This is a genomic window from Marinobacter sp. NSM (assembly GCF_052380025.1).
In the GTDB taxonomy this organism is placed as follows: domain Bacteria; phylum Pseudomonadota; class Gammaproteobacteria; order Pseudomonadales; family Oleiphilaceae; genus Marinobacter.
Genome location: NZ_JBQTCK010000007.1, coordinates 12778 through 37906, shown reverse-complemented (window position 1 = coordinate 37906; position 25129 = coordinate 12778). Strand labels below are relative to the sequence as shown.

The following is a 25129-nucleotide window of genomic DNA, read 5'->3' as shown; positions in this document are numbered from 1 at the left end:
GAACGGGCAACGCCTGATGGGTTGCCGCCCGGCTTAACACTCAGCTGACTCGGGCTACCGCCACTTCAGTCAGCAACTCCAAGGCCTTCCGGTGCTCAGACTTCGGAAGGCAGGTGAGCAGGTCGCAGGCGATCCGTGCCTGCTCTTTTGCCTTGGACATGGTGTATTCAATGGCGCCGGAGGATTTGACGATCTCCAATATCTTCGGCAGGTCGTCCAGCCCGCCTTTGCGGATGGCCTGACGAATCAGCTGTCGCTCTTCATCGCTGCCGTTGGCCATGGCATAAATCAGGGGCAGGGTGGTTTTCCCCTCGGCCAGGTCGTCACCCACGTTTTTGCCCATGGCCTCGGCATCGCCCAGATAATCGAGAACGTCGTCCACCAGCTGGAACGCCAGGCCTAGATGCTTGCCATAGTCTTTCAGTGCAGCTTCCTGTTTGTCATCAGCGCCCGCCAGCAGCGCGCCGGTGTGGGATGAGGCCTCGAACAACATGGCGGTTTTGTTATGGATGACCACCATGTACTGCTCTTCTGTCAGGTCCGGGTTCTTTACGTTCATCAATTGCATCACCTCGCCTTCGGCAATCACCGCCGTGGCGTGGGAAAGAACGTTCATAATTGGCAGGCTTTCCAGCTCCACCATCATCTCGAAGGCCCGGGCGTAGAGGAAATCACCCACCAACACACTGGGTGCATTACCCCACTTGGCGTTGGCGGTGCTGCGGCCCCGGCGCATGTCGGAGGTGTCGACAACATCGTCGTGGAGCAGGGTGGCGGTGTGCAGGAACTCAATGACGGCAGCCAGTTTCAGGTGTTCGCTTTCGCTGTAGCCTGCAGCCCGACTGGATAGCAGTACCAGCAGCGGCCTCAGGCGTTTGCCGCCGCTTTCAATGATGTATTGAGCGATCTTCTCAACCATTGGGACGTCAGAGGCAAGCCGCTGGATTATCAGGTCATTGACGCGGCTGAAGTCTTCCGCCACGGTGTCATGGATGCGCTGGGCTGTCATCGGGCTGGTACGTCCCTTGCTGGTGTTTTCGTTGAGTTTTCGGGCAGGACGCGGCAATGCTAGGTATTGCTGCCTACAGTGTCAACTTGAACCGGAATCCCGCTTGTATTGCCCGGCGGCTTTTCGTACAATCACGCGCCCAACTCATCCCAACCTGCGCTCCCTGCAATAGGGTCGCCAGAGCGCTTCCCTTAGAACCAGGTGGATAAGAGCAGGGATGGGTCAATCGCGGAGACTATGAATGTACGCAGTTATTGTTAGCGGTGGTAAGCAGCACCGTGTAAAAGAAGGCGAAACTCTGAAGCTTGAAAAGCTGGAAGTTGAAACCGGCGGCTCTGTTGAGTTCGATCGTGTTCTTCTGGTTGCCAACGGCGACGACGTAAAAGTTGGCGCTCCGGTTGTTGACGGCGCCAAGGTAACCGCTGAAGTGGTTAGTCACGGTCGTCACGACAAGATCAACATCATCAAGTTCCGTCGTCGTAAGCACCACATGAAGCGTCAGGGCCACCGTCAGTGGTTTACTGAAGTCAAGATCACGGGTATCCAGGGCTAAGCCCTCGAATAACCCCTTAATTAAGGAGGCTGGTAATGGCTCATAAAAAGGCAGCAGGTAGTACCCGTAACGGTCGCGATTCCGAGTCGAAACGACTTGGTGTCAAGCGCTACGGCGGTGAGACTGTCACTGCAGGCAGCATCATCATTCGTCAGCGTGGCACCCGTTTCCACGCCGGCAGCAACGTAGGCATTGGCAAGGACCACACCCTGTTCGCGAAAGCGGAAGGTCAGGTGAAGTTCGAGACCAAAGGCCCGCAGAACCGCAAGTTCGTGAGCATCGTTCCGGCTGCGTAAGCAGCGGCGATCCGGTTCTGTCGAACCTTGGGTGAGCCTGATATGCTGATCTGATCAGCCCTCAGGTGAATCCGGAGCCCCGCAAAGCTTCCATGAGGCTGCGGGGCTTTTTAGTTTATGCAAAGGCATCAGGCGTATGAAATTTGTAGACGAAGCCACCATCATTGTTGAAGCCGGTAAAGGCGGCCACGGCTGCCTGAGTTTCCGGCGGGAAAAGTATGTACCCAAGGGTGGTCCCGACGGCGGTGACGGCGGGGATGGCGGCTCTGTCTACCTGGAAGCGGACAGCGCTCTGAACACGCTGATCGATTACCGCTTCCGGCGCAAACACAAGGCCCAGAATGGCGAGCCGGGGGCCGGGCGTAACTGCACAGGTAACAAGGGTGAAGACCTGGTGCTGCCGGTACCGGTAGGCACCACCGTTGTGGATATTGATACCCATGAAGTGCTGGGCGACCTCACCAAGGAAGGCCAGCGCCTGAAGGTGGCTCAAGGTGGTTTTCATGGCCTGGGGAATACCCGTTTCAAGTCATCGGTCAATCGTGCCCCGCGACAGACCAGTAAAGGCTCGGAAGGTGAGACCCGTAATTTGCGCCTGGAGCTGAAGGTTCTTGCGGATGTCGGTTTGCTGGGCATGCCCAATGCCGGCAAATCTACTTTCATTCGTTCGGTATCTGCGGCAAAGCCGAAGGTGGCTGACTACCCGTTTACCACGCTGGTACCCAATCTTGGTGTGGTTAGTGTTCAGGCTCACCAGAGCTTTGTCATTGCCGACATTCCGGGGTTGATCGAAGGCGCTGCCGAGGGCGCAGGGCTGGGTATCCGCTTCCTTAAACATCTGGTGCGTACCCGCTTGTTGCTGCACTTGGTTGATGTGGCGCCTTACGATGGTTCGTCCCCCGTTGAGGCGGTAAAGGCCATTGCTCACGAGTTGGAGAAGTTTAGCGAAACCCTGGCCAGCCGCCCCCGTTGGCTGGTGCTGAACAAGGTCGATATGGTGCAAGAAGAAGATCGTGAAGCCCATTGCCGGGCCATTGTGGATGAACTGGGCTGGGAAGGCCCGGTATTCCGCATCTCGGCGCTCAGTGGTGAAGGCACCAAGCCACTGGTTCAGGCGGTGATGCGCTGGATTGAGGAGCAGGCGGAGCAGGAGGCCGAGAACCCGGAAGTTGCCGAGCAGGAGGCCGCTCGTCGCCGCCGGATGGACGAAGAGGCCCGCGCCAGAATTGAAGCTGATCGACAGGCTCGCCGGGCTGCGCGAGAAGCCGATGACGATGATGACTTTGACGACGACGATTACGACGTCGAAGTCGTCTACGCCCCTGAGTAAACCGCAACCCCAAGGGATAGAATCACAATCATGAGTGAACGCCTCCAGCTCCGAAAGGCTCGACGTCTGGTTATCAAAATTGGTAGTGCCTTGCTTACCGATGATGGCAAGGGGTTGGATGTCGCGGCCCTCGGGTTGTGGGTAGACCAGATTGCGGAGCTGATTGCCGAAGGCGTGGAAGTGGTGGTGGTGTCCTCAGGCTCGGTGGCTGAAGGCATGAGTCGCTTGGGCTGGAGCTCACGGCCCCAGCATTTGCACGAGTTGCAGGCCGCAGCGGCGGTCGGTCAGATGGGCCTGGTGCAAACCTGGGAGGCGCAGTTTAAGCGCCATGATATCCACACCGCTCAGATTCTGCTGACCCACGATGATCTCTCCGATCGCAAGCGTTACCTGAACGGCCGCAGCACGCTGCGCACGCTTCTGGATTACGGTGTGGTGCCCATCGTCAATGAAAACGATACGGTGGTGACCGACGAGATCCGTTTCGGTGACAACGATACCTTGGGCGCGCTGGTGGCCAACCTGATCGAAGCCGATGGTCTGATCATCCTTACCGACCAGTTGGGGTTGTTTAACAAGGACCCACGTAAGCATCAGGATGCAGAACTGGTTACCGAACGCAAAGCCGAAGACCGGGATCTCGACGCCATGGCGGGTGGCGGCGCCGGGGCGCTAGGCCGCGGAGGTATGCTGACAAAGCTGCGGGCAGCCCGCCTGGCAGCCCGTTCAGGTGCCTTTACCGTGATTGTCGGCGGTCGTATCGAGCATGCGATTTCCCGTCTGCGGCAGGGTGATGTGATTGGCACGTTATTGCTTCCAGAGCAGGGTAGAATGGCAGCTCGCAAACAGTGGATTGCCAGCCACCTGAAAACCCGGGGTAAGTTGACGCTGGATGATGGTGCGATAAAGGTGTTGCGCCAGGGCGGTCGCAGTTTGTTGCCGGTAGGCGTGAAGGCAATTGCCGGCCAGTTCCGGCGGGGCGAGATGGTGTCATGCGTTGACCTGAATGGCCGGGAAATTGCCCGCGGGCTTGTTAACTACGATGCTGACGAAGCAAGGGCTATTGCCGGCCGCTCAAGTGATCGCATTGCCGATGTGCTGGGTTATGTCTCCGACGAAGAGATGATTCATCGGGATAATCTGGTTGTGGTCTGAGTTGTTCGTATAACGGATAAAATTCAGGCACAAAAAAACCGGCACGAAGCCGGTTTTTTATGAGCTCAAGATTCAGGCAGCTTTCAGGGCCTTGATCTTGGCGTTCAGGCGGCTCTTATGACGAGCAACCTTGTTCTTGGCGAAGATGCCTTTGTTGACCATGCTGTCCAGAATCGGCTGCGCGGCCTTCAGAGCTTCTTGAGCGCCTTCGTAGCTACCAGCTTTGATCTGGGCGTCTACTTTCTTCATGTACGTACGTGCCATGGAACGCAGGCTGGCGTTGTGCTTGCGGTTTTTCTCGTTCTGACGAGCGCGCTTCTTGGCTTGCGGGGAATTTGCCACCGTAAAACTCCTGAAATTCGTTGCTGTAACTACTGAATATGTTTACATCGCGGGCGCGCCAAAACCAGCGCGTCGGAATAAATGACGCGGAACTATGCCGCCGAAAGCCCCAAATGTCAAGGCCGGCGGCGCAGTAATCCCCGTGTTGAAAAGGCCTGTGATACACTCCCGCATCGCCTGCATGGGGCCTGAGCCGGCTATGGCTGGCACCTTGCGGATTACCGAAACGCCGTTCCGGCCTGAACCCTGGATTTCTGGACGCCCATCACCATGTCATCGGAACCTCAACCAATAGACTCTCAGCCCCCAGTTCAGGAGCCCCCAAAAGCGCCCGGCTTGCTGCGTTCATCCGGGGTGGTTGGCGTAATGACCATGCTATCGCGGGTGCTGGGGTTAGTGCGGGATATGGTGATTGCTCGCTATTTCGGGGCCGGTACCGCGGCGGATGCCTTCTTCGTGGCGTTCAAGATTCCCAACTTCCTGCGCCGCCTGTTTGCCGAAGGCGCCTTTTCCCAGGCCTTCGTGCCGGTGCTGTCGTCCTATCGGGAAAATCGTGACATCTCCGAGGTCAAACGCCTGGTGGATGCGGTGGCAGGTTCTCTTGGCCTGGTGCTGCTGGCGGTGACGCTGGTCGCCATGCTGGGTGCGCCGGTATTGACCTCCATCTTTGCCCCGGGCTTTCTCAGTGATGACGTCAAGTTTGCCCTGGCCAGCGATATGCTGCGCATCACGTTTCCATATCTGCTTTTGATTTCTCTGACCGCGTTTGCTGGCGGTATCCTGAATAGTTATGACCGGTTTGCCATTCCCGCGTTCACGCCGGTATTGCTGAACCTCGCCATGATTGGGGCGGCCATCTTTCTGGCGCCACTGATGGATGAGCCGGTGATGGCGTTGGCCTGGGGCGTATTTATCGCCGGTGCCTTGCAGCTGTTTTTCCAGTTACCGTTCCTGATGCGCCTGGGGCTGCTGCCCAGGCCTCGGGTGGACTACAAGCACGAAGGGGTCAGCCGGATTTTCAAACTGATGGCTCCGGCGTTGTTTGGCGTGTCGGTCAGCCAGATCAACCTGCTGCTGGACACCGTTTTGGCGTCGTTCCTGCAAACCGGCAGCGTATCCTGGCTGTATTACTCTGACCGTCTGGCGGAACTGCCCTTGGGGGTATTCGGTATTGCTATCGCCACGGTGATTCTGCCCAGCCTGTCCCGCAAGCACGCGGCCGCCTCGAAAGACCAGTTTGCCGCTACCCTGGATTGGGCCGTGCGTGCGGTGTTGTTGATTGGTGTGCCGGCGGCGTTGTCACTGGCGCTGTTGGCAGAGCCTCTGATTGCCACCCTGTTCCACTACGGTGAGGTGACCGACCGGGATGTGGCCATGTCGGCCCAGAGCCTTCGGGCATACTCTGCTGGTTTGCTGGCGTTCATGTTGATCAAGGTGCTGGCCCCCGGCTTTTTCTCCAGGGAAGACACCAAAACCCCCGTGAAGATCGGCGTGATTGCCATGGTGGCCAATATGGCCTTCAATCTGGCGTTGATTGTGCCCCTGGCCCATGCAGGCCTGGCGCTGGCAACGTCGATGTCTGCCTGGCTGAATGGCTACCTGCTCTGGCGCGGATTGCGTAAAGAAGGCGTGTGGAAAAGCCAGCCGGGCTGGCCCAGGTTCCTGATGCAGTTGTTGGTGGCCAATGCCGCCCTGGCTGCGGTGGTGTTCTGGCTGAACGCCCCGGTGGCAGACTGGCTTGCCGCCAGTGGTTTGCAGCGGGCCATCGACATGGGGGTTCTGGTTGTTGCCGGGGTGGCGGCGTACTTTGTGGCCTTGGCCCTGGTGGGGGTGCGGGTGCGCCAGTTCCGCCAGAAGTGAGCCGTTGTTTGATTTCTACCAACCCCCCGTCTGGGGTATAATCGCGCGTTTTCTCACCAGCGCCTTGCCTTGGGCATGGGCGCCGAAAAGTCAGCTGGCAAGTGAAGGTTCGCAGTACATGCGTCTGATTCGAGGCCTGACCAATCTTAAGCGCCTGTCCGGGCAAGCGGATTCGCCGCTCGCCGATGGCTGTGTGGCGACCATCGGCAATTTCGATGGCGTGCACCTGGGCCACAAAACCATTATTGATCAGGTGAAGCAGAAAGCCGCTGAGCTGGACGTGCCCTCGGTGGTAATGATTTTTGAGCCTCAGCCCCGGGAGTTTTTCCAGGGTGCTGGCGCGCCACCACGACTCATGCCGTTCCGCCAGAAATTTGAGGCGTTGTTGGCCGAGGGCGTGGATGTGGTGCTGTGCATCCGTTTCGACGAGCGATTCCGCAGTTATTCTGCCATGGGCTTTGTGGAGGATGTGCTGATCCAGGGCCTGGCGGTGCGCCATCTTGTGGTGGGCGATGACTTCCGTTTTGGCTGCGACCGGGCGGGGGATTTCAAGCTGTTGGAGCAGGTTGGCCAGGAGCACGACTTCACCGTCGAGAATACCCGTACCGTGACGGTGGATGGCGAGCGGGTGAGCAGCACCCGGGTTCGCAATGCCCTGAATGTGAACGGCCTTGAGGAAGCGGAACGCTTGCTCGGGCATCCTTACCGTATTCACGGCCGGATTGTTTACGGGCGCCAGTTGGGGCGCCAGATAGGTGCGCCCACCGCCAATATCCTGCTTGACCGAATGCCGGCGCTGCGGGGCGTGTACGTAGTGCGGGCCCGGCTTGAAAGCGGCGAATGGTGCGATGGCATCGCCAATATTGGCTTGCGCCCCACAGTGGATGGCAAGCGGCCATCACTGGAAGTGCACCTGTTCGACTTTGCTGGCACACTTTATGGCCAGCATCTGGACGTGGTATTCCGCCACGGCCTGCGGGACGAAGTGAAATTCGATTCTGTTGACGAACTGCGGCAACAGATCGCCCGGGATTTCGAGCATGCCCGGGCCTGGCTGGCGAGTAATCCCGCCACGCCGGAAACCTGATTCAACTGACCAACCGAGAGTACGCACAACGACATGAGCGACTACAAGCATACCCTGAATCTGCCGGAAACCGCGTTTCCCATGCGCGGCAACCTGGCCAAGCGCGAGCCGGACATGCTCAAGCACTGGCAGGACCTGAACGTATACGGCAACCTGCGCAAGCAGCGCGAAGGCCGGGAAAAGTTCATCCTGCACGATGGCCCTCCATACGCTAACGGCAGCATTCATATCGGGCATGCGGTCAACAAGATCCTGAAAGACATGATCGTGAAATCCCGCAGCTTCATGGGCTTTGATGCACCTTACGTGCCCGGCTGGGATTGCCATGGTCTGCCGATCGAACACAAAGTAGAGCAGGAAATCGGTAAGGCGGGCGTTAAGGTGGATTACAAAACCTTCCGCCAGGCCTGCCGTGACTACGCCGCCAAGCAGATCGAGGGCCAGAAGGCCGACTTCATCCGCCTGGGCGTCATGGGCGAGTGGGACAAGCCCTACCTGACAATGGACCCGAAAGTGGAAGCGGGCATTGTGCGGGCACTGGGCAAGATCGTGGCCAAGGGCCACTTGGTGCGCGGATTCAAGCCGGTATACTGGAGTGTGGTTGGTCAGTCCGCACTGGCAGAAGCCGAAGTTGAATACCAGGACAAAACCTCTACCCAGATCGACGTGCGCTTCACCGCCGTGGATCAGGACGCTGTATTGAAAGCCTTCGGCACCAGCGATGGCCAGGGCGATGTGTCGGTTGTGATCTGGACTACCACCCCCTGGACTATCCCCGCCAATCAGGCGGTGTCCATCGGTGCGGACCTGGAATACGCACTGGTGCAACTGGATGTCGGCAGCGGCCCTGAGCGCCTGATTCTGGCCACCGATATGGTGCAGGGCATCATGGCCCGCTGGGGGGTGGAAGATTATCAGGTGCTGGCCAATGTGGTCGGTTCAGCGCTGGAAAACCAGCTATTGCACCATCCGGTGTATGACAAACAGGTTCCGGTGCTGCTGGGCGACCATGTCTCCCTGGATGCCGGTACCGGCGCAGTCCACACCGCACCAGACCACGGTATGGAAGACTTTGAAGTAGGCAAGGCCTACGGCATTGGCACCATCAACCTGGTGAAAGCTGACGGTACCTACACCGAAGCGGCTGGCGAGTTTGCCGGCGTGCACGTATACAAGGCCGACGAGCCCGTATGCAGCGCCCTTGAGCGTGAAGGTAAGCTGGTGCGCTCGGAGAAATTCCGCCACAGCTACCCGCACTGCTGGCGGACCAAAACCCCGCTGATCTATCGGGCCACGCCCCAATGGTTCATCAGCATGGACAAGCTCAACCTCCGCGCCGATGCTCTGGAAGCCATCAAGGGCATCCGCTGGGTGCCATCTTGGGGCCAGAATCGTATCGAGGCCATGTTCGAGCAGAGCCCGGACTGGTGTATCTCCCGTCAGCGCACCTGGGGTGTACCGATCACCTTGTTTATCCACAAGGAGACCCAGGAACTGCATCCGAACACCCAGGAACTGATCGAGAAGGTAGCCCAAGCGGTGGAAGCCGGCGGCATCGACGCCTGGTACGACATTGACCAGAAGGAACTGCTGGGCGCAGATGCCGACCAGTACGAAAAAGTAATGGATACCCTGGATGTCTGGTTTGATTCCGGTGTCACCCACGACTCTGTTCTGAGAGTGCGGGAGGAACTGGGCCAGTTCCCGGCCGATCTGTACTTGGAAGGCTCCGACCAGCACCGAGGCTGGTTCCAGTCGTCCCTGAAAACCTCCATCGCCATGAATGGCGTGGCCCCGTACAAGCAGGTGCTGACCCACGGCTTCACCGTGGACGCCAAGGGCTACAAGATGTCCAAGTCCATGGGCAATGTGATCGCACCACAGGAAGTGATGAACGAACTGGGTGCCGACATCCTGCGCTTGTGGGTATCCGCCACCGACTACAGCGGTGAGATGAGCGTCTCTAAGGACATCCTGCGCCAGACGGCAGACGGCTATCGCCGTATCCGTAACACCGCCCGCTTCCTGCTGAGCAACCTGACCGGGTTTGATCCGGAGCAGCACACTGTGGCGCCGGAAGACATGATCGCCCTGGACCGCTGGATGGTGGACCGTGCCCTGCAGCTGCAGAACGAGTTGCACGAAGACTACGGCAACTACGCCTTCCTGCGGATTTACCAGAAGGTATACAACTTCTGTGAATCCACCCTGGGCGGTTTCTACCTGGACATCATCAAAGATCGCCAGTACACCACCCAGGCTGACAGTCTGGCGCGGCGTTCCTGCCAGACGGCGCTCTATCATGTAGCCGAAGCCCTGGTGCGCTGGATTGCCCCGATCCTGAGCTTCACCGCCGATGAAATCTGGCAGCACCTGCCAGGCAAGCGCGGTGACACGGTGTTCTATGAAACCTGGTATGAAGGCCTGACCGCTCTGCCGGAAGACTTTGATCTGGGCCGGGACTACTGGCGCGAGATCTACGCGGTAAAAGAAGCCGTCAACAAGTGCCTGGAAGAAGCCCGTGCCCGCGGCGAAATCAAAGGCTCCCTGAGTGCTGAGGTCACCCTGTACTGTGAAGGTAGCCTGGCCGAGCGCCTGAACCACCTGGGCGAAGAGTTACGCTTTGTACTGATTACCTCAGAAGCTACCGTGAAACCGGTGAGCGAAGCGGCGGGCGCCGAGCAAACCAACCTGGAAGGCCTGCTGGTGAAAGTGCAGCCGGCTGCCCACGCCAAGTGCGAACGCTGCTGGCACCACCGCGAAGATGTGGGTGCCAATGAGCAGCACAGCGACCTGTGCGGGCGCTGCGTCACCAACGTGGAAGGCCCGGGCGAAACCCGCGCCTACGCCTGATGGACACTGTGATGACTGAAGCCCGTGTGGGTAGCAAATTAAAATGGTTGTGGCTGGCGGTGCTGGTGATAGCCCTGGACCTGGGCACCAAAGCCCTCGCCACCGCCATGCTCACCTACGGCAACCCCGTACCGGTGATGCCCAGCTTCAACCTGACCCTGCTGCACAACACCGGCGCTGCTTTCAGCTTCCTGGCGGATGCCGCCGGCTGGCAGCGCTGGTTCTTCGTAACCCTGGCCATCGTGGTCAGCGTGGTACTGGTGGGCTGGCTCAGAAAACTCCAGAGCCACGAAACCTGGATGGCCATCGCCATCGTACTCATCCTCGGTGGCGCCCTTGGTAACGTCTACGACCGGGTAGTGCATGGCTATGTGGTGGACTTCCTGCACTTCTACTGGCAGGACTGGCATTTCCCGGCCTTCAACCTGGCCGACACCGCCATCACCATCGGTGCCGCCATGATGATACTCGACGCATTCCGCAAACCCGCTGACGACAGCGGCGATGCCAACCGGAGCAACTGATTCCCATGAAAGACCTACCTATCGACAAGGGAACCCGCGTAAAACTCCACTTCGCCCTCAAATTTGAGGATGGCGAAACCGTGGACTCCACCTTCGATAAAGAACCGGCCACCCTGGAAATCGGCGACGAAAACCTGCCGGAAAACTTCGAGGCCTATTTAATGGGCCTGAAAGCCGGCGACCACCAAACCTTCCAGGTGCCACCGGAAAAAGCCTTCGGCCAGCACAACCCCAGCAACGTACAAACCTTCAAACGCCACGAATTCAGCGCCGACATGGTGCTGGAGCCCGGCGTGGTGGTGTCTTTCGCCGACGCGCGCCAGCAGGAGCTGCCCGGGGTGATCAAGAGGGTGGAAGGTGATCAAGTGGATGTGGACTTTAATCACCCGCTGGCAGGGCATACACTGAGCTTTGAAGTGAAGATCATTGATGTGGAGCCGGCTGGGCCTACGCATTGATGGCCAAGGCGCGGCCCTGAACAGCTAACTCGAATATAGCGGGATGCGGGGAGGAGCTTTCAGGGACTGTCTGCAGCAGGGATGCTGCAGTCAAGCGTACACGGACGTATTCACAGCGTGTCCCTGAAAGCTCCTCCCCGCAGCACGCGGGCGACCAACTCCACCAGGCGGAAACTCCAAAGGCAAGATGATGCAAATCCGACTCGCTAACCCCCGTGGCTTCTGTGCCGGCGTAGACCGCGCCATAGAAATCGTAAACCGCGCCCTCGACGTATTCGGCGCCCCCATCTACGTACGCCACGAAGTCGTCCACAACAAATTCGTCGTCGACAACCTCCGCAACCGCGGGGCCATCTTTGTTGACGAACTGCACGAAGTGCCAGACGACAAACTTGTCATCTTCAGCGCCCACGGCGTGTCCCAGGCAGTGCAGAACGAAGCTGCCCGCCGTGGCCTGAAAGTTTTCGACGCCACCTGCCCACTGGTCACCAAAGTCCACATGGAAGTCATGCGCTACAGCCGCGACGGCCGAGAATGCATCCTCATCGGCCACCATGGCCACCCGGAAGTCGAAGGCACCATGGGGCAGTACGACCACAGCAACGGCGGCGACATCTACCTGGTAGAAGACGAAGCGGACGTACAAAAGCTGGAAGTGAAAGACCCCAGCCGCCTCGCCTACGTCACCCAGACCACTCTCTCCATGGACGACACCGCCCGGGTGATCGACGCCCTGCGCGCCAAATTCCCGGAAATTGAAGGCCCCCGCAAAGACGACATCTGCTACGCCACCCAGAACCGCCAGGATGCCGTCAAACAACTGGCCGGCGACTGCGACCTGATGCTGGTTGTCGGTTCACCGAACAGCTCCAACTCCAACCGCTTGCGGGAACTGGCCGAACGCATGGGTACCCCGGCCTACCTGATCGACGAAGCGGCCCAGATTGAACCCCAATGGCTGGAAGGCAAGCAGGCCGTCGGTGTAACAGCGGGTGCCTCGGCACCGGAAGTGCTGGTGGCGGATGTGATTAGCCGGCTGAAGGAGCTGGGTGGGGAAGAGCCCCAGGAAGTGACGGGTAGGGAGGAGAATATTGTGTTCTCTATGCCTAAGGAATTGCGGATCGATGCTATTAATGTGTGAGCTGCGTCAGATTACAAAAGACTGATTTCCGCTCGTCAGTCCTAAACCGCCATTTGTCGATGACATCTGGCGGTTTTTTTTTGCGACTTTATTCTGTAAACATGAAAAATTGTTCAGGGAGCTGGCTTATGCGCAGTATCAACGCGCAGCGAGGATTCACATTAATTGAGTTGTTGGTTGTGATCGTGTTAGTCGGCATAACTGCGGCGATCGCTGTGCCTAATTTTGGCCGGCTGATCGATTCCAGTCAGCGCTCGGCAGCCGCAAACGACATGTCTGGCTTGCTTAGTTTTGCGCGATCAGAGGCGATTCGTCGTGGAAATCGGGTCGCGGTTTATGCAAGAGATACCAGCGATACAAGTGCGGGCTACGCTGTATGTGTTCAGGCTGCCATAGCGGCCTGTAAAGCGGGCACGGCTGGTCCGGATCAGCTGTTAAGAACCACCAACTCTCTTTCTGGCAGCGTGTCCATAAGTCAAATTACACCCTCCACAGCTGCCGATCTTATTTTTAGTGGTCGCGGTATGGCCAGTCAGCAGTTCGATTATCGCGTATGTGGTCAGTCTGGTACTGAAGCAGTTGATCTTGAAGTGAATGTCGGTGGTCAGGTTCGAATCAACAATAACACCAACATAAGCTGCCCTTAAGGAATGGATGTTGTGAAACGCAAAAATACCCAATTGCCGGTTAATGAACAGGGATTCTCCCTGATTGAGGTTTTGGTGGCCGTACTGGTTCTGGGGATCGGACTACTGGGAGCGGCAGCTCTGCAGTTGTTGTCTTTACAGAATATCAGCAATGCCGAGCTTCGAACCCAGGCCACTTTGTTCGCTCAGGAACTGACCGAACTGGCCAGAACGACCAATACCCCGTCTGACTTCGCGCAATCCGGCGGCAGCACGGCTTCTTGCTCATCGCTGTCCGGGCAGTTTCAAGTCTGGTGTGAAGCTATGTCACACACTATGCCCGGAGCGACGTTCGACTCTAGCTGGGATGGCACGACAAATGAATTTACGGTTGAGGTGATCTGGCCAGAGCGCATCATGTATCCGGATGCAACGGCAACACCCGGTGCCGGTGAAGCCACATCAGACTACACATTAGTCACGAGGTTCCAGTAATGAAGGACTTGGGTAAACAGGCAGGTTTGACGCTCGTTGAGCTTCTTATTGCGTCGGTGCTGGGCTTACTTTTGACACTGGGTGTGGCTCAACTCTTTGTTAGCGGGAGCGATACGTTCCGTTTGGCGGAGTCGATCGGGCGCATGCAGGAGTCTGGTCGACTGGCTCAGGATATTTTAGGTAGAAGTGTTCGGAGTACTGACTACTGGGGATGCCTAAGCGCAGACAGAATCCGGAGTGTGGTGGATGAAAACCATGGTAGTTACGATCCAGATTTGCACAACTTCGTCGACCCTCAGGGTATTCAGTTCGATATAGGTGATGGAACAACGGCGGCTACGGGGACTGTCCTGATCCAGCTCAAGGGTATGCGAAGTGTTGCATTGCCTGTGGATACGAGTGCAGGCGGAACCAATGGGGCGCCGATCAGTGGTAGAACAATTCCTTTGCAGTCACTGTCAGCAGGCCAGGTCAACCAAGGTGGGTTTGCCATGCTAAGTGATTGTGATGATGCGATTGTTTTCAGGGTCTCCGACATAGATCTTGCCAACAACACAGTAGATCTGGCAGCGACTATCACCGATTCCGGTGGAAATGCTGTTGTCCCGGGCAATGAAGCAGCAGGGAGCTGTAGCGACAGCTCCCTGCCAAACTGCTTTCCGGCGACACTTGCCGGTGGTGAGCTTTTCACTGGTTACGTAGAGCGCTACTACATCAGAGACGATAATGGCCGGAGGTCATTGGTTTTCGACGGATTTGGGCCTACCGGCGTTATCAATCGTCAAGAAATTGTGACTGATGTTATCGATATGCAAGTGCAAGTTGGCTCGGGTCCAAGGGGAGACAACGTGATCAATAACTGGCAAACGGTTAATGCCGGTAACTTAACAACTGTCAATGATAAATCAGTTGCTTATGTTAAAGCTGTTCGCATCAGCCTTCTAGTGCGCAGCCAGGAGGATGGTGTGGCTGGGTCATTGCAGAATGTCTGTTATCCGGCCTGGTCAAATTGTACGGCTGGTAATAACTGGACGCCCGCCAACACGGCTGACCGCCACTATTATCGGGTTTACACGTCAACTTACAGCATTCGTAACCGTCTTTTGGATACATCGCCATGAGTCATTTGAAAACTTGGATGCCAGCTAATCGATTCCCGAAGCAGCAGCGCGGCGCGGCTCTACTTGTAAGTCTGGTCATCTTGCTGGTTCTGACGGTGCTTGCTCTTTCGAGCATGCAGGGTACGTCTACCCAGGAACGGATGGTTTCGGCTCAGCGAGACGCTCAGATCGCCCTCGAGGGCGCAGAAGCGGCGCTGTTGGCAGCTGAAGCGGAGTTGAGCGGTGGCACGCTCCCCACATTTAGTGCCGGTGCCGGTCTTTACGATGAGACTACCGCCGCACCGACGGATTTACTGAACCCCCAAACCTGGGCTGCGCCGTCAGGAGGTGGAAATGGAAATGGCACAAGACAGGCTCCGATGCCTCAGCTAGACGGAGTGGATCTTCTGGCGGAGCCGCCTAGATATTTTATCAAGGAAACGCCTGCAACCGGCTCAACTACCAATAGTGGGTTTGGTCTGGGCACCGGAGGCGTGGCCGATGGGGTTCAGCAGTCGACATCGAACGGACGGGTTTTTCGGGTAGTCGCATACAGCAGCGGGGCATCTGGCGAGGCTGGTCGAGCGGTTGAAGCCTACGTTATCCGAGCCCAATAAGCATTGCGTGACAGATCACGTGGAGAGTAAATATGAAGGTTAAAAATTTCTTTCGACAAGGCCTGAAGAGCAGTCTGGTCGCAATGTTTGTGGCTTGGCCAGCGATCGGCTGGTCGGCGACTGTCGCAGACCGTCCTCTGTTTATTGACGCTGCGGTTGATCACAATCTGATGTTTGTGATCGACGATTCAGGGAGTATGGATTACGAGGTCATTGCTCCCAGTGTTGGTGTGCAGGGAGACATAACCAATTATTATCTGTTCGATCCGGGTTACGACCGGCCCTATAAAGATGGTGATCGCCTGTATAATAGCTGGTACAGCTTTCAGAAGCGTTATTATTATCTTCGGTCTAGCACCTACAATCTGCAGTATTATGATCCAGGCGCAGAGTACAAACCGTGGCCGTCTGGCGCAAATAACACTTTTGCGGACGCAGATATCACAGACGCCAGCATGGATGCTGGTTTTGGTAATCGATCTGAAAGCTACGACCTGACAGCGACGAATACACTCGGTCTTGGATCAGATGATATTCCAGCGACCTTTTTTGTGGTTAACAAAACCGCAGAAGTTTTTGAGACTAGTGAACGTTACCAGCAGTGCTCTTCAAGTTGGGACGGTATTACCGACAACGGTTACTGTTACCGCCGTGAATGTAATCGAAGATGGGGTTGCTGGAACAATAGTCATTATGATTATATTTTTGCCAATAGTCGCCAGCCTGTTATTACCGATGAGACCAAGTTGCTCTCCTGCTCGAGCATAGAGTCAAACGAATACACGGACTGGCGTCAGGAAAACAAGACCTACCTCTTTAAGGATGCTTCTGGAAACGTTATCCCTTCACGAAAGATGGGGTTTGCCCCGGATGGAACCTGCATTCAGAGGCTCGAGTTGGTTGATGACACCAACGGTGCCAACAAAGCCGAGGTTTATGCCGCTTTGAATGGTACCGGTTCTGTGGATGACTTTTTTGCAGAGCAACAGCAGAACTTTGCCAACTGGTTTTCGTACTATCGTCGTCGCCATCAGGTAATACGGGGTGCTGTCGCGGAGTCAGTAAAAAACCTGGAGAACATGCGGTTGGGGATTTTCTGGATCAACGACAGTTCTCCAAGCGTCACGATGTACAACTCGGACTCCAGTGGAGAATCCTTTTTGGATGCCAACTATGGGCGATTTGTGGATGGCACATATACGGCGTTAGGTACCCCGAACCGTCAAGCCCTTGATCGCGCGGGTAAGTTGTTTGCTGACGAGAATGTTCGAGGGACACTCGAGTGCAGAAAGAACTTTGCACTTTTGTTTACCGATGGATACTCCTCGAATCCGGGCAGTAGCTGGAATTTCGGCAATGCCGATAAAGATGCGGATGCGCCATTTGCCAATAGCAAGTATTCCGGAACCCTTGGCGACGTAGCCTACTACTACAACCAGGGTTTGAGAACGGCAGCTGGAGCTATTCTTCCTGGTGGCGAAATGCGTGTGGATGCGGCTTGTGGAACAGGCGCAGAAAAGCCTTGGATGGACTGTAACCGGGACTTCCACATGAACACCTTCACTGTCGCCTTGGGTATGAAGGGGGACAAATTTGCTGGGCGTGGCTATTCCAAGGTGATGGATGCCCACAACAATCCGCCCGATTGGGGCAGCACGAACATGAACAGCTTCGGTGGCGAGTCGCAGATTGATGACTTGTACCATGCGGCGGTCAACGGCAAAGGGGAATATTATGATGCCCAGTCAACAACAGAACTTGTGAAGGCTCTGGAAGCCGCAATTGATGATGTCCAGCAGCAACAGGGAAGTGGTTCGAACGTCAGCTTTAACACGACGTCGTTAAAAAGTGGTGGCTATATTTTCAGCGCTCAGTTTACCTCCCAGATCTGGACCGGAACGCTGAAGGCCGAGGCTATTGACAAGGATGGTGTTGTGTCCAGCGAGAAATGGGATGCAGCGACGATTCTGAACGCCAGAGATCTTTCAACCGATCCGCGTCTTATTCTGACCAATAATGGGAGTGGCGTCACCTTTGATTGGGCAAACCTGACCACCACCCAAAAAGCGGATCTGAAGGCGGGTGGCTCAGATGCACTGGGGCAAGCGCGTTTGTCTTTCATCAAGGGCAATAAGGTCACCAGCGCGGAGGGCGTCACCTTCCGGGATCGCAAGAGCCGCTTGGGCGCCATCATCAATTCGGCACCGGTGTATGTCGGCGAACCCAACCGTATCTGGCCGGATAAAACGATGTTTGGCGCGACGCCATACAGTGCGTTCAAGACAAGCAAGAAGAGTCGCACGAAAGCGGTCTATGTTGGCGCGAACGATGGCATGTTGCATGGTTTTGATGCCGACACCGGCGAAGAGTTGTTGGCCTACATACCGGGTTTCCTGTACTCGACGAATGCAAACAAAGGTCTGAGTGCCCTGACTGATCCTAACCTGGATTTCCAGAGCTATGTGGATCTGCCGCTTAACACCTCTGATGTATACGCTAATGGTGCCTGGCGCTCTATTGTTATCGGTGGCTCGCGAGGCGCCACGCCGGGTATTTTCGCTCTGGACGTCACGGATCCATCCAGTTTCTCGGCGGCCAATGCCGGATCCACAGTTATGTGGGAATTCTCCGGTAACAACAACCTCGGTAATATGACGGAGGCTGTTCAGATTGCACTACTTAAGTGGGCAGACGGTGATTATCGATGGAGTGCCGTATTCAGTAACGGCTACGGCGCACCAAGCGGAAAGAACGGACTGTTCGTGCTCGATATTGAAAACCCGGGTAACTATGAATTCATCGAGGTTGCAAATGGTGCCGGCCTGTCGGCGCCGCGTCTGGTTGATTTCATGGATGTGAATGGTGATCCGAATAGTGATGGTGTTGCCGATCGTGTCTATGCCGGCGATCTTGAGGGCCGTTTGTGGGCCATCGACCTCAGTGGTGGGAAGAATAGCTGGGGTGTTCTTTATAATGGGAACCCTCTGTTCGTGGCTAAAGATAATCTGGGCAACGCACAGCCGATTACCGCGCAGCCTGATATTGCTCGGAATACGTACAAGAAAGACTTGAATGACCCCAACTTGCTGGTCTTCTTTGGGACCGGTAAGTATCTGGACGCATCAGATATCCCGGCTGCAGGGGCAACATCGCAAACCCAGACATTCTATGGCATAAGCGATCGTGGAACGTCTGTTGATAGTAATGGCAATCCTTTAGCCAGAGATGACCTGGCCCTGCGGACGTTTACCGGTGGTAGCATAATGGTTGATGGAGAACCGAGGCCGGTGCGAAAGACGGACGGTGCCGCCTTGGATTGGGCAAACAAATTTGGCTGGTATGTGGATCTGCCAAGCTCTGGTGAGCGGCTTTCGGAGGCTCCTGTGGTGCGCGGCAATTATGTTGTCTTCGCATCCACCATTCCGGTGGGCGGTGATCCGTGTGGCGGTGGCGGTAGCTCCTTCCTGACGGCGCTCCAACTGGACGGATCAACAGATTCCAGTAAGTCGATTATCGATGTGAATAATGATGGCAAGCTCGACGGCGATGATCAGGGTTGGGCTGGAGTGTACTATGGAGATGGTATTATTACCGGCCTTTCGTTCATCGATAATTTGTTGATTGCCCCTGACACGGCCGCAAACAAAACACCGTTTTTGACTGACTTCGGTGCCGGTCTCAGTGGTACCCGGCGAGTAGGTTGGCATGAGCTCATTGACTAAAACAGGATCAACTATGAACGATGCATTAAACACAGGACCGGGCTATGCCCGGCCTGCTGATGAGCGCGGTTTTACGTTAATTGAGCTTATGATCGTGGTTGCCATTGTTGGTATCCTTGCAGCCATTGCGTATCCCTCCTATCAAAGCTCGGTTGAGAAAAGCCGCCGTTCCGATGCGCAGGCTGCGTTAACTGCGTTCAGCGCTGCTATGGAGCGCCATTACACGGATAACGGAAATAGCTATCTCGGAGCCGCGGCTTCGGGCGCTGATACTGGCGCTCCCGAGATCTTTCCCACACAGGCCCCGCTCGATGGTTCCACCAAGTTTTACGACCTGACTATCGGTGCCGCGACTCGAAATACCTATACTTTGGTTGCCACACCCAAGGGAGCGCAGGCCGGCGATGGTGCACTGCGCTTGTTGTCGAATGGCGTTCGTCAATGGAATAAGGATGGTGCTGGTTCCTGGGTGGAGTGGAATCAATAACCCTTTGCGCCTATGGGCATTTTATGTTCCGCCCATAGGTGTCTTCGACTATACCATCATGGTCACTATCCCTTGCCAGAATTGGCCTTCCCCCCATATTGATTCTGATCTGGAAGGCTTGTCTCGGGTCGCCATCTGGGGGACACCAGAGTAGATGTCCGATACTTTCCCGCGCCATTCCCGTCGATCTGAACCCAAAGTGCTTTCTGATTCCTGTTCTCCCGTAGAGGTAGCCTTGGGAGGGAGAGGGCAGCACCCGAAGGATGTCATCTGACGAAGTCAGATTCCGGGATCGTGATGAATCGACAAAAATTGTGATTGGCTTGTTCCAGTCTGCCGAACATTTACCGTGTGCATCCAGTGGGCACAAGGTAATATTCGCGCTTCTGGTGATGGCCTCAGTTCGGGCGTAGCTTATGCCAGTCAGTAGCTGATGCAGAGTGTCCTTGCGATGACTATCCTCGATGAGTTTGCCAAACGAGGGGAGGCCAATACCGAGCGCGATGGTCAGTATGGCCATAGTGAGCAGCAACTCTATGAGGGTGAATCCCCGGTAATGTTGTTTTTTCATTTCTACGTCCTTGTGATTGGTAGCTTAGCTCTCGTCCTGGGAGCCGAGTGAAATTATCTACTCCATCCCCAACTTCTTCAACCGATACCTCAACGCCCGAAAACTGATCCCCAGCCTCTTGGCCGCCGCCGTCTTGTTCCACCGGGTTGCCTCTAGCGCCTTCTCAATCGCCTGCCGCTCGATGTTCTCCAGGAAGCCTTCCAGGTCTATCTCCCCCTCGGGTACAGGAGCAGGAGCCTCTGATGTGCCAGTGTCAGAGCTGCGCTCCGATACCGGGGTTCCGGGGATAGCACCACCGCCCAGATGCAAATCAGCCGCATCAATAAAATCTTCATCACACAGCGTAAACGCCCGCTCCAGAATGTTCTCCAGCTCCCGCACGTTGCCTGGGAAATCGTATCCCTGCAGGCGTTCGATAGCCCCCGGCGTTAGTTTGGCGGGGGCGCATTCGTACTCTCGGGCGATGCGCTGCAGAATATGGTCGGCCAGCAGGGAAATGTCTTCCGCCCGCTCGCGCAGAGGCGGTACCGCCAGTTCAATCACGTTAATCCGGTAAAACAGATCCTGACGGAAGCTGCCTTCCTGCACCAGTTCTGGCAGGTTCTTGTGGGTGGCGCTGAGCACACGGATGTCGACATGCAACTCTTTGGTGTCGCCCACCGGCCGCACTGCCTTTTCCTGAATGGCGCGCAGCAGCTTTACCTGCATGGCCAGGGGCAGGTCGGCGACTTCGTCCAGGAACAGGGTACCGCCGTTGGCGCTTCGGAACAGGCCCTCCTTGTTTTCGACCGCACCGGTAAAACTGCCTTTCTTGTGGCCAAAGAACTCGCTTTCCATCAGTTCCGAAGGGATGGCGCCACAGTTAACGGCGATAAAGGGGCCATCGGAGCGGGGGCCTTGCATGTGGATCATTCGGGCGACCAGTTCCTTGCCGCTGCCGGATTCGCCGCTGATGAACACCGGCGCCTGGCTGCGGGCCAGTTTTCGGGTCTGGTTTCGCAGCTTGCGGATTTGTGGGGACTCGCCGAGAAGAAGTCCTGGCTCGTCGTCTTCGGGGCTATCCTGGTTCTTGGGTTCGCTCAGCTTCAGGGCGCTGTTCACCAGTTCCCGCAGGCGGGGCAGTTCCACAGGCTTGGAGACAAAGTCGAAAGCGCCGGCCTTGAGTGATTCGATGGCAGTGTCCATGTTGCCGTAGGCAGTGATTACGGCAACCGGCGTACAGGGCGTGTGCTGCTGAATCCAATGCACGAGGTCTATACCGTTGCCGTCTGGCAGGTTCATGTCGGTCAGGCACAGTTGGGGCTTATGCTGTTCAAGCAAGGCCCGGGCTGTGGTCAGGTCCGGTGCAGTGTAGGTGGTAATCCCCATGCGGGTGAGGGTGATTTCCAGCAAGTCCCGGATATCCGGTTCGTCGTCAACAATCAGCGCTGTTTGGTGTGTCATTATTTGTGTTCGGTTCCCTGTTGAATTTCAAACGCCCGATGCCCCTCGCCCGGTTTAAATCATCCGCCCGGGATGCGCGAAGGTAATGCGAAAGCGACAGCCTGGCTGCTCATCTTCCACCAACGACAAATGCGCCTGGTTGGCCTCGCAAAGTTCCCGGGCCAGGTACAGGCCAAGGCCCGTGCCACTTTTGTCGGTGGTGAAAAAGGGCTCAAAAACCGAGTGTCGATGCTCCGATGTGATGCCGGGGCCGAAATCCCGTACATCCACGTAAGCCCGCTCGCCATCCGCCGTGGCGCCCACCGCTAATTGTATCCTGTTTTGCCCGGTCTGTTGTTTGCTGTAGCGCAAACCATTGTCACACAGATTCACCATGACCTGCTCAATCTGGCTCTTGTCAAAGCGGGCAGGCGGTACGGCATCGTCGGCCTGTAATTCGATGATGGCTTTGGAACCGTCGTCCCGGGTCTGTTGGAAGTCCCGGGTGAATTCGGTAAGCCAGTCCCTCAGGTCCACCTGCTCTGAGTTGGCTGCCCGGCGCCGGGACAGGTCGAGCACGTTTTCAATGATGCCGTTCACCCGGTTCGAGTGTCGGCGAATGATATCCAGCATCTGTTTATCGCCGTTGTCCAGGTTGGGCGACTCCTCCATCAGTTGCGCCGCGTGGCTGATGGCTCCCAGGGGATTGCGGATCTCATGGGCGATGCCGGCGGTCAGGCGCCCCAGTGAAGCCAGCTTCATTTGTTGGGCTTGCTGGGTGACTTTGCTCATGTCTTCAATGAATACCAGGATCTGGTCACCCCGCTCCTGGTCCAGTTGAGTATAGTTGGCCTGTAGCAGGGGGGACGTAGGCGAAGCCTGGAATGGCTCGATGCGCATGTTGGGATTTTTCAGCCAGGCCTCCAGGCCTTTGCGCAAAGGTTTGGGCAGTAATCGGTTGTGGTGCTCTGCGCTGCCTTGGCTGTTTACCGAGCCGAAAAGCAGCTCCTCCGCCGCTGCGTTAGCCAGTCGGACCTGGCCGAAACGGTCCAGCACCAGAATGCCCGTTCGCATGCGCTGGATGATCTGCTGGTTGATCTGCTCCAGCTCGGCAATGCTTCTGGCACGGCTGGTGGCAAGAGCCTCGCTGCGCATCATGCGCTTTGAGATGCCTTGCAGAACGAAGGCAGCGGCAAAATAGAGGATGCCCAGTGAGCCGGCGCGAACAATGTCATCGGCAGATTCGTTGATCGCCAGTACCGCCCAGCCGGAGATGCCAAGGGAGCAGATGGCCGAGAGCGCCGCGTAGAAGGTGCCCATACGGCTGGGATTGAGAATATTGCCGGCTGCAACGGAGACAATAACCAGATTGGCGAGGCCGTTGGTGATGCCGGTACTGGCCAGTAACAAACCATGCATAACCAGAATGTCGACCAGTATGGAAAGGGTGATATGCCGTTGTCGTGGCTGCAGTCCGACCAGCAACATGATCCCGATAAATCCGTTAATTGCAAGGTAAGACACGGCCCCGGCCTGATAATAATCCAGCCAGCGAAACTTGGAGTCGGTCGTGAAGGGGTCCACAAACAGCAGGCCCACCAGCATCAGACTGATCACCAGCCGGTAATGATTGTAGATGCGGAACAGCCTCACCTGTTGATGGTGTGCCCGCGGTCCGAATGGAGAGCGTGCGGCTGTGACTGAGGGCGCGTCGGTTACCATGGATGTGGTTATCTGCCTCTGGTCAGGAGAAATCCTTGTCTTTGGAGGGTTATAATAGCCTTTTAACGGCAATAAGTTACAGGAGCCTTGACCATGACGGTACCCGGTACATCCACCGAAGACACTGCTGCACCCCGTAAGCTCCGGGTAGTGATGGCCCAGCTGGATTTTCTGGTGGGAGATATTCCTGGCAATACCGATTTGATCATTCAGGCCACCCGTGAGGCAGTGGAACAGCACCGGGCGGATATCGTATTGTTCCCGGAACTCTGTTTGACCGGGTATCCGCCGGAAGACCTGTTGCTTAGGCCGAGCCTGGATTTGCGAGTGCAAGAAGCGCTTGAGCGTTTGCAACAGGCGAACCTGGCGCCCGCGATTGTCATTGGTGTGCCCATACGTTCGGCGGGCCTGCTCTACAACGCGGCGGTGATCATTGAAGCGGGAGAAATTCGGGGCCAGTATTTCAAACGCTGCCCACCCAACTACCAGGTGTTCGACGAAAAGCGTTACTTTGCCGAGGGCTCCCAGAGCCTGGTTGTCGACATTAAAGGGGTTCCGGTGGGTATCACGGTGTGTGAAGACCTCTGGAAAGATGGCCCCCTCGAAGATGCGGCTGCTGCTGGTGCCCAGTTAGTCCTGAACCTGAATGCGTCTCCCTATGACATCGACAAGCAGGCTCGTCGAAAGGCGCTGCTGGAGCGAAAAGCCTCGGAAAACTGCGTCAGCATCGTGTACGTCAACCTGGTAGGCGGTCAGGACGAGTTGGTATTTGATGGTGGTTCGATGGTTTATGACCACTCGGGCACTTTAAAAGTGGAAATCCCCCAGTTTGCCAGTGGCCTGTTTCCAGTAGATTTCCTGTGTGAGCACCACTGCCAGCCCGTGTCTCAGCCACTGCCTGCGGAGCCGTCACTGGAGGCGAATGTTTATAACGCTTTGGTCACGGGTGTACGAGACTATGTAAACAAAAATGGCTTCAAATCGGTGGTCCTCGGGTTGTCGGGCGGTATTGATTCCGCGGTGACTCTGGCCGTGGCAGCAGATGCCCTGGGTAAGGAGAGGGTGCGGGCGGTGATGATGCCATTCCGCTATACCTCCAGTGCCAGCCTGGAAGATGCAGAAGCCCAGGCAAATGCTATGGGCGTTCAGTACGATGTGTTTTCCATTGAACCGATGTACGACACCTTTATGGCGACCCTGGCGAAACCCTTTGAGGGCACTCGCCCGGACACCACGGAAGAAAATCTTCAGGCGCGCCTGCGCGGTGTGTTGCTGATGTCCCTGTCCAACAAGTTCGACTCCCTGGTGCTGACCACCGGTAATAAGAGTGAGATGGCCGTGGGCTATTCCACGCTTTATGGCGACATGGCTGGAGGCTTCGATGTGCTCAAGGACGTGCCGAAAACCCTGGTGTTCCGCTTGGCCTGGTACCGCAACAGCGTATCACCGGTGATTCCTGAGCGGGTCATTACCCGCCCGCCATCGGCTGAACTGGCGCCAGACCAGAAAGACGAAGACAGCCTGCCCGGCTATGACATCCTTGACCAGATTCTGCATTTTTACGTAGAGCGGGACTACAGTGCCGAGGCGATTGTTGCCGAGGGGTTTGCGCGGGCGGATGTTGAGCGGGTGGTGCGCCTGGTGGACATTAACGAGTATAAGCGCCGCCAGGCGCCTATTGGCGTGCGTATTACCGAGCGGGGCTTCGGGAAAGACCGTCGCTATCCGATCACCAATGGCTGGAAGCTTGGCTTCTGAT

General features: G+C 56.6%; 23 protein-coding genes. 18 read left to right on the top strand and 5 right to left on the bottom strand.

The genetic code is table 11. The annotated features are described in order from the left end of the window. Positions 1–40: 40 nt before the first annotated feature. Positions 41–1009: an octaprenyl diphosphate synthase gene (gene ispB / locus ACTZWX_RS14725; RefSeq protein ID WP_444714584.1), complete on the bottom strand. Its 969-nt coding sequence runs from the start codon at positions 1007–1009 to the stop codon at positions 41–43. Positions 1010–1250: 241 nt separating this feature from the next. Here ispB and rplU point away from each other — a divergent pair, with 241 nt between their 5' ends. The 4 genes from rplU (at position 1251) to proB (ending at position 4343) form a co-directional block, all read left to right on the top strand. Next, positions 1251–1562 (top strand): 50S ribosomal protein L21, encoded by a 312-nt coding sequence (rplU, locus tag ACTZWX_RS14720; protein WP_061332366.1) that lies wholly within the window; start codon positions 1251–1253, stop codon positions 1560–1562. 35 nt (positions 1563–1597) lie between these two features. Further along, positions 1598–1858, top strand: a complete 261-nt coding sequence (gene rpmA / locus ACTZWX_RS14715; protein ID WP_022987754.1) for a 50S ribosomal protein L27 — start codon at positions 1598–1600, stop codon at positions 1856–1858. A gap of 136 nt (positions 1859–1994) precedes the next feature. Continuing rightward, positions 1995–3188 (top strand): Obg family GTPase CgtA, encoded by a 1194-nt coding sequence (gene cgtA, locus ACTZWX_RS14710; protein ID WP_444714583.1) that lies wholly within the window; start codon positions 1995–1997, stop codon positions 3186–3188. Between the two features lie 30 nt (positions 3189–3218). Further along, positions 3219–4343, top strand: a complete 1125-nt coding sequence (gene proB, locus ACTZWX_RS14705; protein WP_444714582.1) for a glutamate 5-kinase — start codon at positions 3219–3221, stop codon at positions 4341–4343. A gap of 72 nt (positions 4344–4415) precedes the next feature. Here proB and rpsT read toward each other — a convergent pair whose 3' ends face one another. Next, positions 4416–4685, bottom strand: coding sequence for a 30S ribosomal protein S20 (gene rpsT, locus ACTZWX_RS14700; RefSeq protein ID WP_444714581.1), 270 nt, complete (start codon positions 4683–4685; stop codon positions 4416–4418). Between the two features lie 270 nt (positions 4686–4955). On the opposite strand from rpsT, the gene murJ reads away from it, so the two are divergent. The 12 genes from murJ (at position 4956) to ACTZWX_RS14640 (ending at position 19655) form a co-directional block, all read left to right on the top strand. Continuing rightward, complete coding sequence (murJ, locus tag ACTZWX_RS14695; protein WP_444714580.1) at positions 4956–6545, top strand: murein biosynthesis integral membrane protein MurJ; 1590 nt, start codon at positions 4956–4958, stop codon at positions 6543–6545. Positions 6546–6663: 118 nt separating this feature from the next. After that, positions 6664–7632, top strand: coding sequence for a bifunctional riboflavin kinase/FAD synthetase (gene ribF, locus ACTZWX_RS14690; RefSeq protein ID WP_444714579.1), 969 nt, complete (start codon positions 6664–6666; stop codon positions 7630–7632). Positions 7633–7665: 33 nt separating this feature from the next. After that, the gene (gene ileS, locus ACTZWX_RS14685) at positions 7666–10485 is read left to right on the top strand and encodes an isoleucine--tRNA ligase (RefSeq protein WP_444714578.1); all 2820 of its coding nucleotides are present in this window, start codon (positions 7666–7668) and stop codon (positions 10483–10485) included. Further along, positions 10485–11009, top strand: coding sequence for a signal peptidase II (gene lspA / locus ACTZWX_RS14680; RefSeq protein WP_444714577.1), 525 nt, complete (start codon positions 10485–10487; stop codon positions 11007–11009). Before ileS ends, lspA begins: the two co-directional genes overlap by 1 nt. Positions 11010–11014: 5 nt before the next feature. Further along, positions 11015–11467, top strand: coding sequence for an FKBP-type peptidyl-prolyl cis-trans isomerase (gene fkpB, locus ACTZWX_RS14675; RefSeq protein ID WP_106693201.1), 453 nt, complete (start codon positions 11015–11017; stop codon positions 11465–11467). Between the two features lie 190 nt (positions 11468–11657). After that, on the top strand, positions 11658–12608 hold the full coding sequence (ispH, locus tag ACTZWX_RS14670; RefSeq protein ID WP_374814602.1) for a 4-hydroxy-3-methylbut-2-enyl diphosphate reductase: 951 nt from the start codon (positions 11658–11660) through the stop codon (positions 12606–12608). A 128-nt stretch (positions 12609–12736) separates the two neighbouring features. Further along, positions 12737–13255 (top strand): GspH/FimT family pseudopilin, encoded by a 519-nt coding sequence (locus tag ACTZWX_RS14665; RefSeq protein ID WP_444714576.1) that lies wholly within the window; start codon positions 12737–12739, stop codon positions 13253–13255. A 12-nt stretch (positions 13256–13267) separates the two neighbouring features. After that, a complete protein-coding gene (gene pilV, locus ACTZWX_RS14660) occupies positions 13268–13729 on the top strand; it encodes a type IV pilus modification protein PilV (RefSeq protein ID WP_444714575.1) in 462 nt (153 codons plus the stop codon). After that, positions 13729–14850: a PilW family protein gene (locus ACTZWX_RS14655; protein WP_444714574.1), complete on the top strand. Its 1122-nt coding sequence runs from the start codon at positions 13729–13731 to the stop codon at positions 14848–14850. The genes pilV and ACTZWX_RS14655 overlap by 1 nt, the downstream gene beginning before the upstream one ends. 17 nt (positions 14851–14867) lie before the next feature. Further along, positions 14868–15446, top strand: a complete 579-nt coding sequence (locus ACTZWX_RS14650; protein ID WP_444714573.1) for a PilX N-terminal domain-containing pilus assembly protein — start codon at positions 14868–14870, stop codon at positions 15444–15446. A 32-nt stretch (positions 15447–15478) separates the two neighbouring features. Then, on the top strand, positions 15479–19168 hold the full coding sequence (locus ACTZWX_RS14645) for a pilus assembly protein (protein ID WP_444714572.1): 3690 nt from the start codon (positions 15479–15481) through the stop codon (positions 19166–19168). A 13-nt stretch (positions 19169–19181) separates the two neighbouring features. After that, positions 19182–19655, top strand: a complete 474-nt coding sequence (locus tag ACTZWX_RS14640) for a type IV pilin protein (RefSeq protein ID WP_058091304.1) — start codon at positions 19182–19184, stop codon at positions 19653–19655. A gap of 10 nt (positions 19656–19665) precedes the next feature. Here the strand turns inward: ACTZWX_RS14640 and ACTZWX_RS14635 are convergent, their stop codons facing one another. Beyond that, positions 19666–20187, bottom strand: a complete 522-nt coding sequence (locus ACTZWX_RS14635) for a GspH/FimT family pseudopilin (protein ID WP_444714684.1) — start codon at positions 20185–20187, stop codon at positions 19666–19668. On the opposite strand from ACTZWX_RS14635, the gene ACTZWX_RS14630 reads away from it, so the two are divergent. Next, positions 20107–20277, top strand: coding sequence for a hypothetical protein (locus tag ACTZWX_RS14630; RefSeq protein WP_342631862.1), 171 nt, complete (start codon positions 20107–20109; stop codon positions 20275–20277). The genes ACTZWX_RS14635 and ACTZWX_RS14630 overlap by 81 nt on opposite strands. A 6-nt stretch (positions 20278–20283) precedes the next feature. Here the strand turns inward: ACTZWX_RS14630 and ACTZWX_RS14625 are convergent, their stop codons facing one another. Both ACTZWX_RS14625 and ACTZWX_RS14620 read right to left on the bottom strand, forming a co-directional pair. Next, complete coding sequence (locus ACTZWX_RS14625; RefSeq protein ID WP_444714571.1) at positions 20284–21669, bottom strand: sigma-54-dependent transcriptional regulator; 1386 nt, start codon at positions 21667–21669, stop codon at positions 20284–20286. 54 nt (positions 21670–21723) lie between these two features. Next, positions 21724–23370, bottom strand: coding sequence for a sensor histidine kinase (locus ACTZWX_RS14620; RefSeq protein WP_444714570.1), 1647 nt, complete (start codon positions 23368–23370; stop codon positions 21724–21726). A 93-nt stretch (positions 23371–23463) separates the two neighbouring features. Between ACTZWX_RS14620 and ACTZWX_RS14615 the strand changes: the two genes are divergently transcribed. Then, positions 23464–25128: an NAD+ synthase gene (locus tag ACTZWX_RS14615; protein WP_444714569.1), complete on the top strand. Its 1665-nt coding sequence runs from the start codon at positions 23464–23466 to the stop codon at positions 25126–25128. The last annotated feature ends 1 nt before the right edge of the window (position 25129 follow it).

Coding starts and splice junctions, on each gene's coding strand:
- proB (WP_444714582.1), top strand. CDS start 3,219: ATGAGTGAACGCCTCCAGCTCCGAAAGGCTCGACGTCTGGTTATCAAA.
- fkpB (WP_106693201.1), top strand. CDS start 11,015: ATGAAAGACCTACCTATCGACAAGGGAACCCGCGTAAAACTCCACTTC.
- ispH (WP_374814602.1), top strand. CDS start 11,658: ATGCAAATCCGACTCGCTAACCCCCGTGGCTTCTGTGCCGGCGTAGAC.
- ispB (WP_444714584.1), bottom strand. CDS start 1,009: ATGACAGCCCAGCGCATCCATGACACCGTGGCGGAAGACTTCAGCCGC.
- ACTZWX_RS14620 (WP_444714570.1), bottom strand. CDS start 23,370: ATGGTAACCGACGCGCCCTCAGTCACAGCCGCACGCTCTCCATTCGGA.
- ACTZWX_RS14650 (WP_444714573.1), top strand. CDS start 14,868: ATGCCAGCTAATCGATTCCCGAAGCAGCAGCGCGGCGCGGCTCTACTT.
- ACTZWX_RS14665 (WP_444714576.1), top strand. CDS start 12,737: ATGCGCAGTATCAACGCGCAGCGAGGATTCACATTAATTGAGTTGTTG.
- murJ (WP_444714580.1), top strand. CDS start 4,956: ATGTCATCGGAACCTCAACCAATAGACTCTCAGCCCCCAGTTCAGGAG.
- ileS (WP_444714578.1), top strand. CDS start 7,666: ATGAGCGACTACAAGCATACCCTGAATCTGCCGGAAACCGCGTTTCCC.
- ACTZWX_RS14645 (WP_444714572.1), top strand. CDS start 15,479: ATGAAGGTTAAAAATTTCTTTCGACAAGGCCTGAAGAGCAGTCTGGTC.
- rpmA (WP_022987754.1), top strand. CDS start 1,598: ATGGCTCATAAAAAGGCAGCAGGTAGTACCCGTAACGGTCGCGATTCC.
- rplU (WP_061332366.1), top strand. CDS start 1,251: ATGTACGCAGTTATTGTTAGCGGTGGTAAGCAGCACCGTGTAAAAGAA.
- cgtA (WP_444714583.1), top strand. CDS start 1,995: ATGAAATTTGTAGACGAAGCCACCATCATTGTTGAAGCCGGTAAAGGC.
- ribF (WP_444714579.1), top strand. CDS start 6,664: ATGCGTCTGATTCGAGGCCTGACCAATCTTAAGCGCCTGTCCGGGCAA.
- ACTZWX_RS14615 (WP_444714569.1), top strand. CDS start 23,464: ATGACGGTACCCGGTACATCCACCGAAGACACTGCTGCACCCCGTAAG.
- ACTZWX_RS14630 (WP_342631862.1), top strand. CDS start 20,107: ATGACTATCCTCGATGAGTTTGCCAAACGAGGGGAGGCCAATACCGAG.
- ACTZWX_RS14640 (WP_058091304.1), top strand. CDS start 19,182: ATGAACGATGCATTAAACACAGGACCGGGCTATGCCCGGCCTGCTGAT.
- lspA (WP_444714577.1), top strand. CDS start 10,485: ATGGACACTGTGATGACTGAAGCCCGTGTGGGTAGCAAATTAAAATGG.
- ACTZWX_RS14625 (WP_444714571.1), bottom strand. CDS start 21,669: ATGACACACCAAACAGCGCTGATTGTTGACGACGAACCGGATATCCGG.
- ACTZWX_RS14655 (WP_444714574.1), top strand. CDS start 13,729: ATGAAGGACTTGGGTAAACAGGCAGGTTTGACGCTCGTTGAGCTTCTT.